The sequence below is a fragment of the Micromonospora sp. NPDC005979 genome (genome assembly GCF_040614415.1).
In the GTDB taxonomy this organism is placed as follows: Bacteria; Actinomycetota; Actinomycetes; order Mycobacteriales; family Micromonosporaceae; genus Micromonospora.
In genome coordinates this window covers 94,171-109,934 of the sequence record NZ_JBEXUR010000012.1, presented here as the reverse complement: position 1 = coordinate 109,934, position 15,764 = coordinate 94,171, and the positions used below count along the sequence as shown (strand labels likewise).

Annotated in this window: 14 protein-coding genes; 5 read left to right on the top strand and 9 right to left on the bottom strand. The window is 72.2% G+C overall.

The window, feature by feature from the left end; genetic code table 11:
- Positions 1-85: 85 nt before the first annotated feature.
- Entirely contained in the window at positions 86-1,666 is a 1,581-nt protein-coding gene (locus ABZ272_RS20840) for a Rieske 2Fe-2S domain-containing protein (protein ID WP_355051594.1), read from the bottom strand.
- Positions 1,667-1,864: 198 nt separating this feature from the next.
- Here ABZ272_RS20840 and ABZ272_RS20835 point away from each other — a divergent pair, with 198 nt between their 5' ends.
- Positions 1,865-2,089: a DUF2631 domain-containing protein gene (locus ABZ272_RS20835; protein ID WP_007456591.1), complete on the top strand. Its 225-nt coding sequence runs from the start codon at positions 1,865-1,867 to the stop codon at positions 2,087-2,089.
- A gap of 87 nt (positions 2,090-2,176) precedes the next feature.
- On the opposite strand, the gene ABZ272_RS20830 is transcribed toward ABZ272_RS20835, so the two are convergent.
- The 8 genes from ABZ272_RS20830 to ABZ272_RS20795 all read right to left on the bottom strand — a co-directional run bounded on the left by ABZ272_RS20830 (position 2,177) and on the right by ABZ272_RS20795 (position 11,343).
- A complete protein-coding gene (locus tag ABZ272_RS20830; RefSeq protein WP_355051593.1) occupies positions 2,177-3,427 on the bottom strand; it encodes a DivIVA domain-containing protein in 1,251 nt (416 codons plus the stop codon).
- Positions 3,428-3,458: 31 nt separating this feature from the next.
- Positions 3,459-4,616, bottom strand: coding sequence for a 23S rRNA (adenine(2503)-C(2))-methyltransferase RlmN (gene rlmN, locus ABZ272_RS20825; protein WP_355051592.1), 1,158 nt, complete (start codon positions 4,614-4,616; stop codon positions 3,459-3,461).
- 104 nt (positions 4,617-4,720) lie between these two features.
- The gene (locus ABZ272_RS20820) at positions 4,721-6,082 is read right to left on the bottom strand and encodes a phosphatidate cytidylyltransferase (RefSeq protein ID WP_355051591.1); all 1,362 of its coding nucleotides are present in this window, start codon (positions 6,080-6,082) and stop codon (positions 4,721-4,723) included.
- A 433-nt stretch (positions 6,083-6,515) separates the two neighbouring features.
- Positions 6,516-7,073, bottom strand: coding sequence for a ribosome recycling factor (gene frr, locus ABZ272_RS20815; protein ID WP_088946658.1), 558 nt, complete (start codon positions 7,071-7,073; stop codon positions 6,516-6,518).
- Positions 7,074-7,128: 55 nt separating this feature from the next.
- The gene (gene pyrH / locus ABZ272_RS20810; RefSeq protein ID WP_151490294.1) at positions 7,129-7,896 is read right to left on the bottom strand and encodes a UMP kinase; all 768 of its coding nucleotides are present in this window, start codon (positions 7,894-7,896) and stop codon (positions 7,129-7,131) included.
- Between the two features lie 162 nt (positions 7,897-8,058).
- Complete coding sequence (gene tsf / locus ABZ272_RS20805; protein ID WP_355051590.1) at positions 8,059-8,886, bottom strand: translation elongation factor Ts; 828 nt, start codon at positions 8,884-8,886, stop codon at positions 8,059-8,061.
- A 134-nt stretch (positions 8,887-9,020) separates the two neighbouring features.
- Positions 9,021-9,920: a 30S ribosomal protein S2 gene (rpsB, locus tag ABZ272_RS20800; protein WP_355051589.1), complete on the bottom strand. Its 900-nt coding sequence runs from the start codon at positions 9,918-9,920 to the stop codon at positions 9,021-9,023.
- A gap of 241 nt (positions 9,921-10,161) precedes the next feature.
- The gene (locus ABZ272_RS20795) at positions 10,162-11,343 is read right to left on the bottom strand and encodes a hypothetical protein (protein WP_355051588.1); all 1,182 of its coding nucleotides are present in this window, start codon (positions 11,341-11,343) and stop codon (positions 10,162-10,164) included.
- 183 nt (positions 11,344-11,526) lie between these two features.
- Between ABZ272_RS20795 and ABZ272_RS20790 the strand changes: the two genes are divergently transcribed.
- The 4 genes from ABZ272_RS20790 (at position 11,527) to ABZ272_RS20775 (ending at position 15,748) form a co-directional block, all read left to right on the top strand.
- Entirely contained in the window at positions 11,527-11,886 is a 360-nt protein-coding gene (locus ABZ272_RS20790; protein ID WP_355051587.1) for a YraN family protein, read from the top strand.
- 27 nt (positions 11,887-11,913) lie between these two features.
- The gene (locus tag ABZ272_RS20785) at positions 11,914-13,434 is read left to right on the top strand and encodes a YifB family Mg chelatase-like AAA ATPase (protein ID WP_355051586.1); all 1,521 of its coding nucleotides are present in this window, start codon (positions 11,914-11,916) and stop codon (positions 13,432-13,434) included.
- Positions 13,431-14,627, top strand: coding sequence for a DNA-processing protein DprA (dprA, locus tag ABZ272_RS20780; protein ID WP_355051585.1), 1,197 nt, complete (start codon positions 13,431-13,433; stop codon positions 14,625-14,627). Before ABZ272_RS20785 ends, dprA begins: the two co-directional genes overlap by 4 nt.
- A 128-nt stretch (positions 14,628-14,755) precedes the next feature.
- Positions 14,756-15,748 (top strand): tyrosine recombinase XerC, encoded by a 993-nt coding sequence (locus tag ABZ272_RS20775; RefSeq protein WP_355051584.1) that lies wholly within the window; start codon positions 14,756-14,758, stop codon positions 15,746-15,748.
- Positions 15,749-15,764: the final 16 nt, after the last annotated feature.

The following is a 15,764-nucleotide window of genomic DNA, read 5'->3' as shown; positions in this document are numbered from 1 at the left end:
GCGATCTTGCACTTTCGGTCGCCGTTGCGGGGCGATTGCGGTGGTTTGCTCCCACCGAAAGTGCAAGATCGCGGAGCGGGAGGGGTCAGCTCAGGGCTTCTCCGGCGGGGGCGGGGGTTTCCGCGTCGACCCGGTGGGCTCTCACCTTGTGGCCGACGCTGGTCAGGCAGCGGCCGCTGGGCAGGTCGAAGCGCCAACCGTGCAGCTGGCAGGTGAGCTGGTCACCCTCGACGATGCCGAAGCGGGTCAGATCCGCCTTCAGGTGCGGGCAGCGCCGCTGCACCACCCAGTCGCCCAGCGTGATGTCCTCGGCGTCGGTGCTGCGTTCGTGCTCGTCGTACCAGCCCTCGGCGTACTGGAGCCGCTCCTCGGACAGGCACTTGAAGAACGCGTAGACGAACTCGTTGTACTGGCCGATCCGCGCCGCCGAGAACCGGCAGGACAGGAAGAGCGAGTTGACCCAGTCCACCTCGTCGATGAAGAGCAGGTGCTCGATCAGCGACCGCTCGGTCCGGAACCGGTACCGCACCTTCTCCTCGGCGTACGGCCGGACCTCCTTGCCCGGGAAGTCCACCACGATGGATTCGACGCTCTCCCCGTCGTACCCCACCAGGTCGAAACGGACCGGGCCGCCGACCCCCTTGGCCAGGTAGATCGACTCGTCGAGCAACGGCTCGATCCGGCTCTTCATCTCGCCGAGCACGTCCACCTCGGGGTGCCGCCAGGATGCCTTCTCCGCCTCGATGATCGGGCGCTTACGCTCCCGCATCTCCTCCAGGTGGGCGACCTTGTTCGCGAAGAACTCCTCGACCGGCACCGGGTGGGTGGTGCTGGCGCCCTCGGTGGTGACCTCGGCGACGCTGCCCGGCAGCAGCACGATGCCGTTGGTGCCGCCGACCTTCGCGTACTCGCTGAGGAAGACCGACTGGTCGGGGAAGATGTTGCCCTCGTCGCCGTGGATGTCGTTGAACTGCCACAGCTCGTCGTCGAGGAAGCACGGCGGGCCGGCGATCGGGAAGACGTGATCGGCCTTCAGGTCGTCGATGTACCGCCACGTCCGGTCGAACTGCCGGTCGCGCTTCTGCTTGCCGAACGCGGTCTTCGCCGCCTGCGGCAGCTCGTAGACCATCGGGTACCAGATGGCGCCGGAGAACTGGAGCAGGTGCGCGTGCACGTGCCCCAGCTCGGCGAAGACGCTCAGGTCGGTGGGGCGGGCGTCGTTCTGGTTCAGCAGCCGCACCCCGTCGTACTCGACCCAGAGCGACGAGTCGCCGATCGGGCCGTCGGTGGGGCTGGTCAACGCCTGGATCATGATCTTCAGACCGCCGGGCAGCTCCACGACCTGCTCGTTGGGCGCCTTCAGGAACTTGGTGAAGCCCAACGCCCGGAACTCGTCCTCCATCTCGGAGGTGGGGAACTCGGGAAGCAGAACCGTGGCGTCCTTCGAGATGTGGTCCCGCAGGTGCTTCGCGTCGAAGTGGTCCCGGTGCAGGTGGGAGACGTACAGGTAGTCGACCTGACCCAGCGTCTCCCAGTCGAGCAGCGAATTGTCCGGGAAGGGGAACCACGAGGCGAAGTAGGCCGGATTGACCCACGGGTCGCACAGGATGCTGCCCGCGGCCGTGTCGATCCGCATGCTGGCGTGCCCGGTTCCGGTCACTCGCACCGCACAGTCCCCCTCAAACAGACAATCAGGTGTACGCCAAACGCTACCGGAGTGAGTCTGACGGCCACCCCTCGACGCCCGTAGAGCCGTCCGGCCTGGGCGGGCAGGGCTGCATGGGCGGGAAACCCCCACCGCACCGCCCCGGGCGGGAGGCGTGCCAGACTAACCAAAGATCCGATCGCGAGGGAAGGACCGACAGTGGCAGGAAGCGAGCCGGTAACGTCGCCGGACCAGCACAAGCCCGGGCACCGCAAGTCGGGGCGCATCGGCGCCGTGCTGTCCGCGCTGGCGCTGGTCGTCATGGCGTTCTGCGGCAACCACGAAGGCAGGGTCGAGGACATCTGGCTGGTCGGCCTCGCCGCGCTGCTGCTGGTCATCGTGATCGGCGATGCCGTGCTGCGGCGCAACGGTCTGCGCTCCTGACCCAGCCGTCCGCCGGTCGACTGGCCGACAAACGCCGAGGGCCCGCCCCCACCCGGGGACGGGCCCTCGTTCGTGTACGCGTCCGGGTCAGCGCCCGAAAAGGATGTCCTGCACGTCCTTGAGCGCCGCGTCGACCTCGGCCTCGAAGTAGCCGCCGGGCACCAGACCGAACCGGAGCGTGTCCAGGTCCTTCGGGTCGACCGGCATCGGGTTGCGACGCTGCATGCCGCCGAGCAGGGACTCGAAGAACTGGTCCACCTGGTCCGGGTCGTACCCGCTGCCGAAGCGACGGACCTGGAACCGGCGGCGGATCTGGTCGACCCGGTACAGGTCGCTGCCGGGCGGGCCGGCCATCGGCGGACCACCCATCGGCGGACCGGCGACGGCGGGCGGACCGGCCATCGGCGGACCGCCGATGCCCTGCTGCGGCATCGGCGGCGGACCCGCCGGGCCGCGCCGCAGGTCACGCAGGTCACGCTCGGGCATCCGGATCTCGGCGGTCATGTCGGCGCGGGCACGCCGGCCGGCCTCGAAGCCGTCGAAGCGTGGCTCCTCCGGCGGCGGGTAGCCACCGGACGCTCGCGGACCGTCGGGCGGGCCGTACCCGCCGGGCATGCGCTGATCATCCGGTGGACCGTAACCACTGGGCATGCGCTGGTCATCCGGCGGACCGTAACCACCGGGCATCCGCTGATCGTCCGGCGGACCGTAACCACCGGGCATCCGCTGATCGTCCGGCGGACCGTAACCACCCGGACCGGCCGGCAGGCCACGCGGCGGCAGGCCGTGCCCACCCATCGGGCCGCCGGGCCCCATCGGGCCGGGACCGCCTGGGCCGGGGCCGGGGCCACCAGGGCCAGGGCCGCGCTGCGCGTCGTAGCCGCCCCGGGGGGCGTCGTACCCGCCGGCGAAGGCGCCGGTGGGCTCGTCGTACCGGCCGTAGCGGTCGGCCGGCGGACCGGCCTGGGCGGGCATCGGGCGGGGAGGCATCGGCTGCGGCATGCCGCCACGGTCGTCGCGCATCGGCGGACCCATCCGGTCCGGGGGACCCATCCGGTCACCCATCCGAGGATCGCCGCCGCGTCCGGCGCTGTTGCGCTCCTCCAACTCGGCCAGCTGTCGCTCGACCCGGTCCAGGTGCAGGTCGACCTGCCACTCGTCATAGCCGTTGAACCGGACCCGGAAGACGACGTCGTGGACCTCCTGCGAGGCGACGGGCGCACCGACCTGTCGGCCGTCGAGCGTCGCCTCGACCCGGTCGAGGAAGGCGTCCACCTCGTCGACCTTGTATCCCCGGCGAACCGCCTTGCGCCGGAAACGCTGACCCTGACTCGCCACTATGTCTCCTGGTGTCGTTCGCCACGCCCGGTCACGCCGGTGCCTCTTCGGCGCGGTCGGTGAAGGTGTCGGTGTCCTCGGCGGCGGCGAGCTGGCCACACGCGCCGTCGATCTCGCGACCCCGGGTGTCCCGTACGGTGGTGGAGACTCCCGCGTCGCGCAAGCGCCGGACGAACTCCCGCTCGACCGGCTTCGGGCTCGCGTCCCAGCGGCTGCCCGGGGTCGGATTGAGCGGGATGAGGTTCACATGCGCCAACTTGCCGGCCAACAGCCGCCCGAGCAGGTCAGCTCGCCACGGCTGGTCGTTCACGTCTTTGATCATTGCGTACTCGATGGACACGCGACGGCCCGTCCGGGCGGCATAGTCCCACGCTGCGTCCAGCACCTCGGCTACCTTCCAGCGCTGGTTTACCGGCACGAGTTCGTCGCGCAGATCATCATCGGGCGCGTGCAACGACAGCGCAAGAGTCACAGAGAGGTCTTCGCTGGCCAGTCGGCGGATGGCCGGAACCAGGCCGACCGTGGAAACGGTGATGTGCCGCTGGGACAGGCCGAGCCCTTCCGGGGCGGGGCTGACCAGCCGACGGATCGCCGCGATGACCCGGTTGTAGTTGGCCAGCGGTTCGCCCATGCCCATGAACACGACGTGCGACAGCCGCGGCGGTGAGCCGGCGACCGCGCCGGAGGCCGCCACCCCGGCCAGGTAGACCGCCTGGTCGACGATCTCGGCGGTGGACAGGTTGCGGGTCAGCCCGGCCTGGCCGGTGGCGCAGAACGGGCAGGCCATGCCGCAGCCCGCCTGGCTGGAGATGCAGACCGTGACCCGGTCCGGGTAGCCCATCAGCACGCTCTCCACCAACGCGCCGTCGTGCAGCTTCCAGAGCGCCTTGCGGGTCGCGCCGTCGTCGCAGGCCAACTCACGCACCGGCGTGAGCAGCGTGGGTAGCAACTCGTCGGCCAGGCGCGCACGGGTCGCGGCGGGCAGATCAGTCATCGCCTGCGGATCGCGTACCAGCCGCCCGAAATAGTGGTTGGAGATCTGCTTGGCACGGAACGCGGGCTCGCCCAGCCCGGCGACCAGCGACTGGCGGCCGGCCAGGTCCAGGTCAGCAAGGTGCTGCGGTGGCATGGAGGCCCGGCGTGCGGTGGGGGCGTCCGAGATGGCGGGGATCAGCGGCAGACTCGTCATGGCCGGTCCAGTGTGTCACGCCTGAAGCCTTCGGCACCCGTCCGGAGGTGTCGAACCGGCCCCCGGCGTCGGTCGGCAGCGCTCCGGCCATGGTGACGCATGCCTCACCCCACCAGCGGCACGAAGATCGCAAGCAACAGGTAGGCGGTCGGCACCGCGAACAGGATCGAGTCCAGCCGGTCCATCAGGCCCCCGTGCCCCGGCAGCAGGTTGCTCATATCCTTGATACCGAGATCCCGCTTGATCATCGACTCGGCGAGGTCGCCGAGGACCGCCGCGCAGGAGACGGCCACCCCGAACACCGCGCCCCACCACGGCGCCAGGTCGAACATCAGCCACAGCAGCAGGGCGCTGCCCAGCGCCGCCGCGGTCACCGAGCCGGCGAACCCCTCCCAGGACTTCTTCGGGCTGATGGACGGAGCCATCGGATGCCGGCCGAAGGAGACCCCGGCCGCGTACCCGCCGGTGTCGGAGAGGACCACTGCGATCAGCGTGGCCAGGATGCGCAGCCGACCGTCGTCGGGGGCCGCCGCCAGCAACGCCGCGAAACCCGCGAGGAACGGCACGTAGACGGCGATCAGCGTGGCGGCGGTCAGATCCCGCTGGAAGCCGGACGGGCCGTCACCCAACCGCCAGATCATCGTGCCGAGCACCGTCACCAACAGCCCGAGGCTGAGCGCGTCCGGGCCGGCGAACCAGGCCAGACCCACGGTCAGGACACCACCGGCGAGCAGTGGCACCAGCGGCGGATGAGCGCCGCTGCGCCGGACCGCCCGGGCCATCTCCCAGATGCCGATGGCGACGGCGGCGGCGATCACCGGCAGGAACGCCGGCGGATAGACGGCCAACGGCACCACGATCAGCGCGCCCAGGGCGAGGCCGACACCGATCGCCGCCGGCAGGTTGCGGCCGGCTCGTCCGGTACCCACCTGCTGTGTCGCCGGTCGGTCGACGCTGGCCCGTCGGCGTCCCTTCGGCCGCCGACCCACCGGCGGCTCCGGGTCGGTGATCGGGTCGTCGTCCGGCAGGATCTCGGCGCCGATGGGCGCGAGCTGCGCCGTGGGGAAACCGGCATCGTCGTCGTAGCGCGGCCCGTCGTAGCGCGGGTCGTCGCCGTTGTCGTAGCGCGGTGGAGCGTCGCGGTCGTCGTAACGGGGCCCGGCGTCGCGGATGTCGTAGCGCGGCGGAGGGTCACCGGCCGGTGGGCGGTCGCCGTAAGGACCCCGGTCGTCGAAACGGTCCCGGTCGTCCGGGCGGACGGCCCGACCACGCTCGTCGTACGGGTCCGGTGACTGCGGCTCGGCGTACGCGCGGCTGTGGGGCTCGGTGTACAGCTCAGGCCCGGCGGCCGGACGGCGGCTCCACTGGCCGGCCTCCAGCTCCTGCTCGGGCCAGGGCAGGGCGACCGGGCGCTCCGGCCGATCCCAGCCGCGCGGCTCGCCGCCGTAGGGGTCGGGGCGGGACATCACGCACCGTGTCGGAGCGCGAGTGCCACCACATGACGCAAGACCACAAGCATCCCCTACAAGCGCGACTGTTCCTCTGGCTCGACCGCCGTGACGGTCGTTCGATTCCCGGTGTTCACCGCCCGGTGACCGGGAATCCTGCCGAGCCTACTGCACTCCCCGGCGAGGCGAGGCGGACGCTGGCCCGCCCTTCGGCGTACGCCTCCGGCGCCGACCCCTCTCTTCACGTCCTTTGCACTGCTTCAGCGGAGGCGACAGTCGATGTCCGGATACCGGACGCGAGGTGTTGCCTCCGTTGAAGCAGAGCAAAGGGGCCACGACAGGTCCGCGGGGCCCGGCTGGTCGCGGGTCTGGCCGCAGGGATGGACCCGGAGAAGGGGCGAGGCCCGCCCCGTTGATCGGGTCGGGCCTCGTCGTGACGAGCCGGCGGTGGTCACACCTCCAGCAGCTCGGTCTCCTTGTGCTTGACCAGGTCGTCGATGCTGGCGACATAGCGCTGCGTCAGGTCGTCGAGTTCCTTCTCGGCGCGGCGGCCGTCGTCCTCGCCGGCCTCGCCGTCCTTGACGATCCGGTCCAGCTCCTCCTTGCCCCGGCGGCGGACGTTCCGGATGGCCACCTTGGCCTCCTCGCCCTTGTGCCGGGCCACCTTGATCATGTCGCGGCGGCGCTCCTCGGTCATCTGCGGGAGCAGGATGCGCAGCTGGTTGCCCTCGTTGTTCGGGTTCACCCCGAGGTCCGAGTCGCGGATCGCCTTCTCCATCGCGTTGATCTGCGAGTTGTCGTACGGCTTGATGATGGCCATGCGCGGCTCGGGAACCGCGATGGACGCCATCTGGGTCAGCGGCGTGGGCGTGCCGTAGTAGTCGATGATGACCTTGGAGAACATGGCGGCGTTGGCGCGACCGGTGCGGATGGCGCCGAACTCCTCCTTGGCGTGCTCGACAGCACGCTCCATCTTCTCCTCGGCCTCGAGGAGGGTGTCGTCGATCACCGGTCTCCTCGCCTCCTTCTGTGCTCGTCGTGGGCTCTGCTGAAAGTCGTCAGGCTCAAGCGGTGATCAGGGTGCCGATCTTGTCGCCACCCACCGCGCGGATGATGGTGTCGTCACCCTGCGCGCCGAAGACCAGCATCGGCAGGCCGTTCTCCATGCAGAGGCTGAACGCGGCCGCGTCGGCCACCCGCAGGTTGCGGCGCAGCACCTCGGAGAAGGTGATCGAGTCGAGCTTGCTGGCGGTCGGGTCGATCCGCGGGTCGGCCGTGTAGACGCCGTCCACGCCGTTCTTGCTCATGAGCACCACGTCGGCGCGGATCTCCAGCGCCCGCTGGGCGGCCACGGTGTCGGTCGAGAAGTACGGCATGCCGGCGCCGGCGCCGAAGATGACCACGCGGCCCTTCTCCAGGTGCCGGATCGCCCGCAGCGGGATGTACGGCTCGGCGACCTGGGCCATCGTGATGGCGCTCTGCACCCGCGTCTCGATGCCCTCCTTCTCCAGGAAGTCCTGCAACGCGAGGCAGTTCATCACGGTGCCGAGCATGCCCATGTAGTCGGCACGAGCGCGGTCCATCCCGCGCTTCTGCAGCTCCGCGCCGCGGAAGAAGTTGCCCCCTCCGACCACCACCGAGACCTGCACGCCGCGGCGGACCACGGTGGCGATCTGGCGGGCGATGGCCTGCACGACGTCCGGGTCGACGCCGATCGCACCCCCGCCGAACACCTCACCGGAGAGCTTCAGCACCACCCGACGGGCCCGCCCGGGCGGCGGCGCCGTCGGGTCGTCCACCGCCAGCGTCCGGTCACTCACAACCTGCGTCATCCGCCCCGCCTTCCCCACGCGCACGCCCCGGGCGAGGCGTTACCGCGAACCTGCCGCTGCCGACCCTATGTGACGAGGAGGCCGCGGTGCCTGTCACGTACACCGGCGGCCTCCTCGTTCGACGTCTCCTGCCCACGGGCGCGCGTGGCGCCCGGTGGCGGCTCAGGCCTGGCCGACCTCGAACCGCACGAAGCGGGTCACCTCGATGCCGGCCTCGGCCAGCACCTGCTTCACCGACTTCTTGTTGTCCGCCACCGACGCCTGCTCGACCAGGACGTAGTCCTTGAAGAAGGCGTTCACCCGGCCCTCGACGATCTTCGGCAGGGCCGCCTCGGGCTTGTTCTCCTCGCGGGCGGTCTGCTCGGCGATGCGCCGCTCGGACTCGACGACGTCGGCCGGAACCTCGTCACGGCTGAGGTACTTCGGCCGCATGGCCGCGATCTGCATCGCGACGCCGCGGGCGTCAGCGTCGCCCGCCTCGTCGCTCTTACCGGTGTACGACACCAGCACGCCGACGGCCGGCGGCAGGTCCTGGGCCTTGCGGTGCAGGTAGACCGCGGTGGTGCCCTCGACCTTGGCGAACCGGTTGAGCACCAGCTTCTCGCCGATCTTGGCGGACTGCTCCTGGATCAGGTCCGCGACGACCTTGCCGTCCAGCTCGGAGGCGAGCAGCTCCTCGGCGTTGGTCACGCCGGAACGCTCGCCGTGCTCGACCAGCTGCTGGGCCAGCGCGATGAACGACTCGGTCTTGGCGACGAAGTCCGTCTCGCAGTTGAGCTCGAGCAGGGCCTTGCCGGAGTGGGCGACCAGACCGTTGGCGGCCGTACGGCCAGCCCGCTTGCCGACGTCCTTCGCGCCCTTGACGCGCAGGATCTCGACGGCCTTGTCGAAGTCGCCCTCGGCCTCGGTCAGCGCCTTCTTGCTGTCCATCATGCCGGCGCCGGTGAGGTCGCGGAGCTTCTTGACGTCCGCGGCGGTGATTTGGGACATGGCTCTCTCTTCGATGTTGAGTCGGCGTGTGGATGGTCAGAGGTGCCGGTTACCCGGAATCGGGCCGAACGTGCCCGTCGTACCGTCGCCGCCCGCCGTCAGTGAAAACGGACGGCGGGGCGGCGACGATGCGATCACTCCGCGGTCGCGGCCGCCGGCTGCTCGGTGGCGGCCTGCGCCGGCTGCTCGGCGGCGGGCTGCTCGGCGGCGGCAGCGGCCGGCTGCTCGGCCGGGGCGGCCGACTCGTCGGCCTTCTTCGGCTCCAGCAGCTCGCGCTCCCACTCGGCCAGCGGCTCGTCGCTCGCGACACCCTCGGGCTTCTCGTCCCCGCCCCGGCGACGGCCGGAACGCGCGATCAGACCGTCCGCGACGGCGGCGGCGACGACCTTGGTCAGCAGCTCGGCCGAGCGGATGGCGTCGTCGTTGCCCGGGATCGGGAAGTCGACCTCGTCCGGGTCGCAGTTGGTGTCGAGGACGGCGATCACCGGGATGCCCAGCTTGCGGGCCTCGTCGACGGCGATGTGCTCCTTCTTGGTGTCGACGATCCAGACGGCGGCCGGCAGCTTCTGCATGTCCCGCAGACCACCCAGGGTGCGGGTGAGCTTGATCTTCTCGCGGGAGAGCTGCAGGGTCTCCTTCTTGGTGTAACCGGCGGCGGTGCCGCTCAGGTCACCAAGGGCCTCCAGCTCCTTCATCCGCTGGAGCCGCTTGTACACCGTCTGGAAGTTGGTCAGCATGCCACCGAGCCAGCGGTGGTTGACGTACGGCTGACCGACCCGGGTCGCCTGCTCGGCGATGGCCTCCTGGGCCTGCTTCTTGGTACCGACGAAGAGGATGCTGCCACCCTCGGCGACGGTCCCACGCACGAACTCGTACGCCTTCTCGATGTAGTCGAGAGTCTGGCGCAGGTCGATGATGTAGATGCCGTTGCGCTCGGTCATGATGAAGCGCTTCATCTTCGGGTTCCAGCGCCGGGTCTGGTGCCCGAAGTGGACACCGCTCTCCAGCAGCTGACGCATGGTCACGACGGCCATGGTGTGGGTACTCCTCAAGATCCCTGGTTGTCACGCCCGGCCGGTGGCCGGGCGTCCTGGCGCCTGGTCGCCGGCCCATGGTGGACCCGATCAAGATCGGGACCAGGGAGGCCGTCGCTACACGACGATTCGTGAAGAGGGCGCGCGAGGTCGACCGCGCGAGGCGGTCGCCAGTTGGCCAGTGTACGCCCCTCCCCGGTTTCGGCGTGCCGGGGTGCCGCGCGGGGCGGACGGCGGCGGGTCAGCCGGCGGCGAGCGCCGCGGCGACGAAGAGCACCAGACCGACAGTCAGGTACGCCGTGGGAGGGCGCAGCCAACCCCGGCCACTGTCGGAGAGCGCGAGTCCGCCCGTCCTGAGCCCGTACAGCCCGGTTGCGAAGATCGGCAGCCCGGCGACCAGGCAGATGCCCACCACGACGTTGCCCGCGTCCACCGGGTCGCCCGTCACACCGGCCAGCAACACCCGCAGCGCGGGGATCTCGAAGATCAACGTCAGCAGGGCGAAGAGGGCCGCCAACGCCGGCCGGCGGGTCCGGTAGACACCGTCCGGCGCGGCGGAGTACGCCGGTGCGTCGCCCCCGCTCGGGTCGGGGCGGGGGCCGATCCCCGGCATCGGGCCGGTCGGCATGTCCAGCGGATGCGGGTGCTCCCCGCTTCCGCCCCGGGTCGGCTCGACGATCGGGTAGCCGGCGAGCGGGGCGGGCCGGCTCTGCTCAGCGGTGAGTGGGACAGGGTGGCCCTGCTCGGCGAAGGCAGCGGACTGGCCCGGTTCGGCGGGTCTGGTCTGCCCGGCGAGCAGAGCGACCGCGGGTACGGCGTCCGCGATGGTTGCCGGGGGGAGGTCCCGGGCGCTGTCCGGCATGGCCGTGGTCGGTGACTCTCGGGCGGCCCGGCGGCCGGGCAGCTCCCCGGAGATCTCCGAAGGGTCCCGATCCGCCCGGCGCGAGCGGGTCGCACGGTAACCGTCCGCGTCCGTACGCATCTCACCCAGCGGGTCGACCGCTCCGAACCGCCCCGAGTCGGCCTCGGCGGTACCGAACCGCCCCGGCTGGGCCTCGACGGCGCCGAAGCGCCCGGAGTCCGCTTCCGGCGCACCACCGAAGCGGGTCGCGTCGAGTGCGCCCAGACGGGCGGAGTCCGGCTCCGACGCGCCGCCGAAGCGGCCCGCGTCCAACGCGCCCAGGCGGACCGGGTCGGGCTCGGGCACGCCGCCGAAGCGGACCGGGTCGGGCTCGCGGCGGCGGCCGACGCCGGTGTCCTCGACGGAGCGGGCGTCCTCGACGCCGCGCTGCTCGGGGATCTCGCCGTCGCGGTATCGCGGTTCACCCGCGCCGCGCCACTCGGGCTCGCCGTACCCGCGCCCCCGCTCGTCGGGGTACCAGCGCGACTCCTGATCTTCCGGAAAGCTCCGTCGTCCGTCCACGTCAGGCACCGTATGCGACGGGCCGTGCCCGCGCCATTTCGGCCCGGCCGGGTTGATCGACACCGCCGCGCGCCTTAGCACAGCAGGGGCTTGATCGTCCGGTCGTCCACAGAGCGACCATCATCCACAGGCGGGCGGTTCCGGGGTCGCGGTCCTCGTGCGCCGAGGGGCACCGTCGCGGCCATGACGAAGCGGAACCAGGCGGTCGGCGCGTACGGCGAGCGGTGCGCCGCCCGGCACCTGAGCGAGGCGGGACTACGCCCGATCGTCCGAAACTGGCGCTGTCCGGAAGGCGAGATCGACATCATCGCCTGGGACGGGCCGGTGCTCGCGTTCTGCGAGGTGAAGACGCGTCGGGGCGACGCGTTCGGCCCACCGGCCGAGGCTGTCGTACCGGCCAAGGCCCGCCGCCTGCGCGGCCTCGCCGCACGCTGGCTCGCCGAGACCGGCACGAACGCCGACGAGGTGCGGTTCGACGTGGTGTCGGTACGTCTGCCCGACACCGGTCCCGCGCGGGTCGACCACGTCAAGGGCGCGTTCTGAGATGTGCCGACGAACGGGGGACGCGTCATGAGCTACGCGAAGGTGCTCTGCGTGGGGTTGGTCGGCGTCACCGGCCATCTGGTCGAGGTCGAGGCGGACCTCGCCGCCGGCCTGCCGGCGGTGGTGATCTCCGGCCTGCCGGACACCGCCCTGCACGAGGCCCGCGACCGGGTCCGGGCGGCCGTCGTCAACTCCGGCCAGCGGTGGCCCAACCGGCGCATCACGCTGAACCTGCTGCCCGCGACGCTGCCGAAGTTCGGCTCGGCGTTCGACCTGGCCATCGCCGCCGCGCTGCTCGGCGGCTCCGGCGAGCTACCGCTGCTGCCACTGGAGAACGTGGTGATCCTCGGCGAGCTGGGCCTGGACGGGACGGTCCGGCCGGTGCGCGGCGTGCTGCCGATGGTCGTCGCGGCGGCCCGGGCGGGCATCGACCGCGTGATCGTGCCGACCGACAACGCCGCCGAGGCCGCCGTCATCCCCGGCGTACGGGTACGGGCGGTGGACACGCTGCACCGGCTGGTCACCTTCGTCCGTGACGGCAGCCCGCTGATCGAGCCACCGACGGACACCCCGGCGCCGATCACCGGCGGCCCCGACCTCGCCGAGGTCGCCGGACAGCAGATGGGCCGGCGCGCGTTGGAGGTCGCCGCGGCCGGCGGGCACCACCTCGCGTTGCTGGGCCCGCCGGGGGCCGGCAAGACCATGCTGGCCGAGCGGTTGCCGTCGCTCCTGCCGGAGCTGGACGACGACGCGGCGCTGGAGGTGACCGCCCTGCACTCGGTCGCGGGGCTGCTGCCACCGGGTGGTCGGCTCCTGCGTCGTCCGCCGTTCCAGGCGCCGCACCATACGGCGACGATCCCGTCCCTCGTTGGCGGCGGTTCCGGACTGGCCCGACCCGGGGCGGTGTCGCTCGCCCACCGCGGGGTGCTCTTCCTCGACGAGGCCCCCGAGTTCAGCAAGGGCGCGTTGGAGGCGCTGCGCCAGCCCCTGGAGCACGGCCGCATCCAGCTCAGTCGCAGCGGTGGCGGCACCGAGTACCCGGCCCGGACGCAGCTGGTGCTGGCCGCCAACCCGTGCCCGTGCGCGAAACCGTCCGGCGACGCGTACTGCGAGTGCACGCCGGTGGCCCGCCGCCGCTACCTGGGCCGGCTCTCGGGGCCGCTGCTCGACCGGATCGACGTGCAGGTCCGGCTGATGCCCGTACGAGCGGCGGAGCTGATGGCGTCCGGAGGTGACGTCGAGTCCTCGGCCACCGTCGCCGCCCGGGTCGCGGCGGCGCGCGGCGCGGCGGCCACCCGCTGGGCCAGCCTCGGACGGCGACTCAACGCCGAGGTGGACGGTCCGTTCCTGCGCCGCCCGCCCTGGCGACTACCGGCGCCGGTCACCGCCGAACTGCGCGCCCGGCTCGACTCCGGCTCGCTCTCGGCGCGCGGCTTCGACCGGGTGATCCGGATGGCCTGGACCATCGCGGACCTCGACGGTCGGGACCGGCCCGACCGTGAGGACGTACGAGAGGCGACCCAGCTACGGACAGGAGAGACGGCATGAGCGCCGACGAGCAGAGCAGGCTGGCCCGGGTGGCGCTGACCTGGCTGGCCGAGCCCGGCACCCGCGCGGTGCACGCGCTGGTCCAACGGCTGGGGCCGGTGGCGACGCTGGATCTGCTGCTCGACGGCGGCAGCCCCGACCGGCGGCTGGCCTCAGCGGTGACCGCCCGGATGTCGACCGGCGACGCCCGAACGGTGGCGGCCGAGGCCCTGGACCGGGCGGATCGGCTCGGCGCGCGTCTGGTCACGCCGGACGACGACGAGTGGCCGGCCCGGGTCGCGGACCTCGTCGGGCTGCGGCTGCCGGACCTGACCCGCCGCGTGGACGCGGAGACCGCCCCACCACTCTGCTTCTGGGTACGCGGCGCGTGGCCGCTCGGTGAGGCGCTGGAGCGCTCGGTGGCCGTGGTCGGCGCGCGGGCGGCCACGGCCTACGGCCAGCACGTGGCCACCGACCTCGGGTACGGGCTGGCCGAGCGGGACTGGACGGTCGTCTCCGGTGGCGCGTTCGGGATCGACGCCGCCGCCCACCGGGGCGCCCTCAACGCCGAGGGCCGCACCGTGGCGGTGCTCGCCTGCGGGGTGGACCGGCCGTACCCGATGGGCAACACCGCCCTCTTCGACCGGATCGCCGACACCGGGCTGCTGGTCAGCGAGTGGCCGCCGGGCGCCGAGCCACTGCGGCCCCGGTTCCTGATCCGCAACCGGGTGATCGCTGGCGGCACGCTGGGCACCGTCGTGGTGGAGGCGTCGGCGCGCAGCGGAGCGACGCAGACCGCGCGGCGGGCCATCTACACCGGTCGGGTGGCCATGGTGGTGCCCGGGCCGGTGACCTCGGCGATGTCCGTCGGCGCGCACGAGTTGCTGCGCGAGAACGACAAGGCCCGACTGGTCACCGGCGTCGCACACGTGCTCGAGGAGGTGGGCCGGATCGGCGCGGACCTGGCCCCGCTGGCCCGTGGCCCGCAGCGGCCGACCGACGACCTGGACGACGACGCCCGGTCGGTGCTGGAGGCGTTGCCCCGCCGGGGCGCACGGGGTGTGGACACGCTCGCCGCCCGCGCCGGCCTGGACGTGCGTACCGCGCTGCGCAAACTGTCACTGCTCGAAGAACTGTCCATGGTGGTACGACGGGACGACGGCTACGCCCTCGCCCCGGTCGACAAACCCAAGGGTCCCGCCGACAGCCGGTAGACGCGGCCTCCGACGTGGCCGGCGGAGCAGAACCCTCGGCCGTACGCTGGTGCCGTGCCTGCTGCCAGCGAAGGTGCGCGTGCCGCTCGGCGGACCGCATCCGTGCCGCCGCGAGAGGCGTGGCGGCCGTGAGCCGGTCCGCCCGGGGCACCCGGGCCACTCACCAGAACCTGCCACCGCCACTGCGGGACGCGGTCGACGACTTCGCCGGGCACCTTTCCCAGGTCCGCAACCGGTCGGAGCACACCGTCCGCGCGTACGTCACCGACGTGGTCGCGCTGCTCGACCACGCGGTGCGGATGGGTTGCCGAGACCTGGGCGAGGTCGACCTGTCGGTCCTGCGGAGCTGGTTGGCCCGGCAGCGGACCACCGGCGCCGCCCGTACGTCGCTGGCGCGTCGGGCCGCCTCGGCACGGGCGTTCAGCGCTTGGGCACACCGCGCCGGGCTGCTCGCCGCAGACGTCGGGGCCGCGCTGGCCAGCCCTCGCGCGCACCGGGAGCTGCCCGGCGTCCTGCGCGCCGACCAGGCCGCCGCACTGCTGGAGGCACCGACCCGGCACCCGACGACCACGCCCGGCACAGACGGAGAACCCACGACGGAGGGGGCAGCCGACGCGGCGGTGGCGCTGCGCGACAGGGCGCTGCTGGAACTGCTCTACGCCACCGGCGTACGGGTCAGCGAGGCGTGCGGGCTGGACGTCGAGGACGTCGACCACGCCCGGCGCGTGTTCCGGGTGTTCGGCAAGGGCCGCCGCGAGCGGTCGGTGCCGTACGGCGTGCCGGCGCAGCGGGCGCTCGACGAGTGGCTGCGGCAGGGCCGTCCCGCGCTGGTCGCCCCGCACTCGGGCGACGCGCTGCTCCTCGGGGCCCGTGGCGGTCGGCTCAATCCGACCACGGCGCGTCAGATCGTCGGCGGGTACGCCGAGGCCGCCGGCCTGCCCCGGACGAGCCCGCACGGGCTGCGCCACTCCGCCGCCACCCACCTGCTGGAGGGCGGCGCCGACCTGCGCGCAGTGCAGGAGCTGCTCGGCCACTCGTCGCTGGCCAGCACGCAGATCTACACCCACGTGTCGGTGGAGCGGTTGCGCGCCGCCTACCGCCAGGCGCACCCCCGCGCCTGATCACTGGCGGGGAGGC

Excerpts from the sequence above, each read along its gene's own strand:
- rlmN (WP_355051592.1), bottom strand. The coding sequence starts at position 4,616 with ATGACGAGTCTGCCGCTGATCCCCGCCATCTCGGACGCCCCCACCGCA.
- ABZ272_RS20820 (WP_355051591.1), bottom strand. The coding sequence starts at position 6,082 with ATGTCCCGCCCCGACCCCTACGGCGGCGAGCCGCGCGGCTGGGATCGG.
- pyrH (WP_151490294.1), bottom strand. The coding sequence starts at position 7,896 with ATGACGCAGGTTGTGAGTGACCGGACGCTGGCGGTGGACGACCCGACG.
- tsf (WP_355051590.1), bottom strand. The coding sequence starts at position 8,886 with ATGTCCCAAATCACCGCCGCGGACGTCAAGAAGCTCCGCGACCTCACC.
- rpsB (WP_355051589.1), bottom strand. The coding sequence starts at position 9,920 with ATGGCCGTCGTGACCATGCGTCAGCTGCTGGAGAGCGGTGTCCACTTC.
- ABZ272_RS20790 (WP_355051587.1), top strand. The coding sequence starts at position 11,527 with ATGACGAAGCGGAACCAGGCGGTCGGCGCGTACGGCGAGCGGTGCGCC.
- ABZ272_RS20785 (WP_355051586.1), top strand. The coding sequence starts at position 11,914 with ATGAGCTACGCGAAGGTGCTCTGCGTGGGGTTGGTCGGCGTCACCGGC.
- dprA (WP_355051585.1), top strand. The coding sequence starts at position 13,431 with ATGAGCGCCGACGAGCAGAGCAGGCTGGCCCGGGTGGCGCTGACCTGG.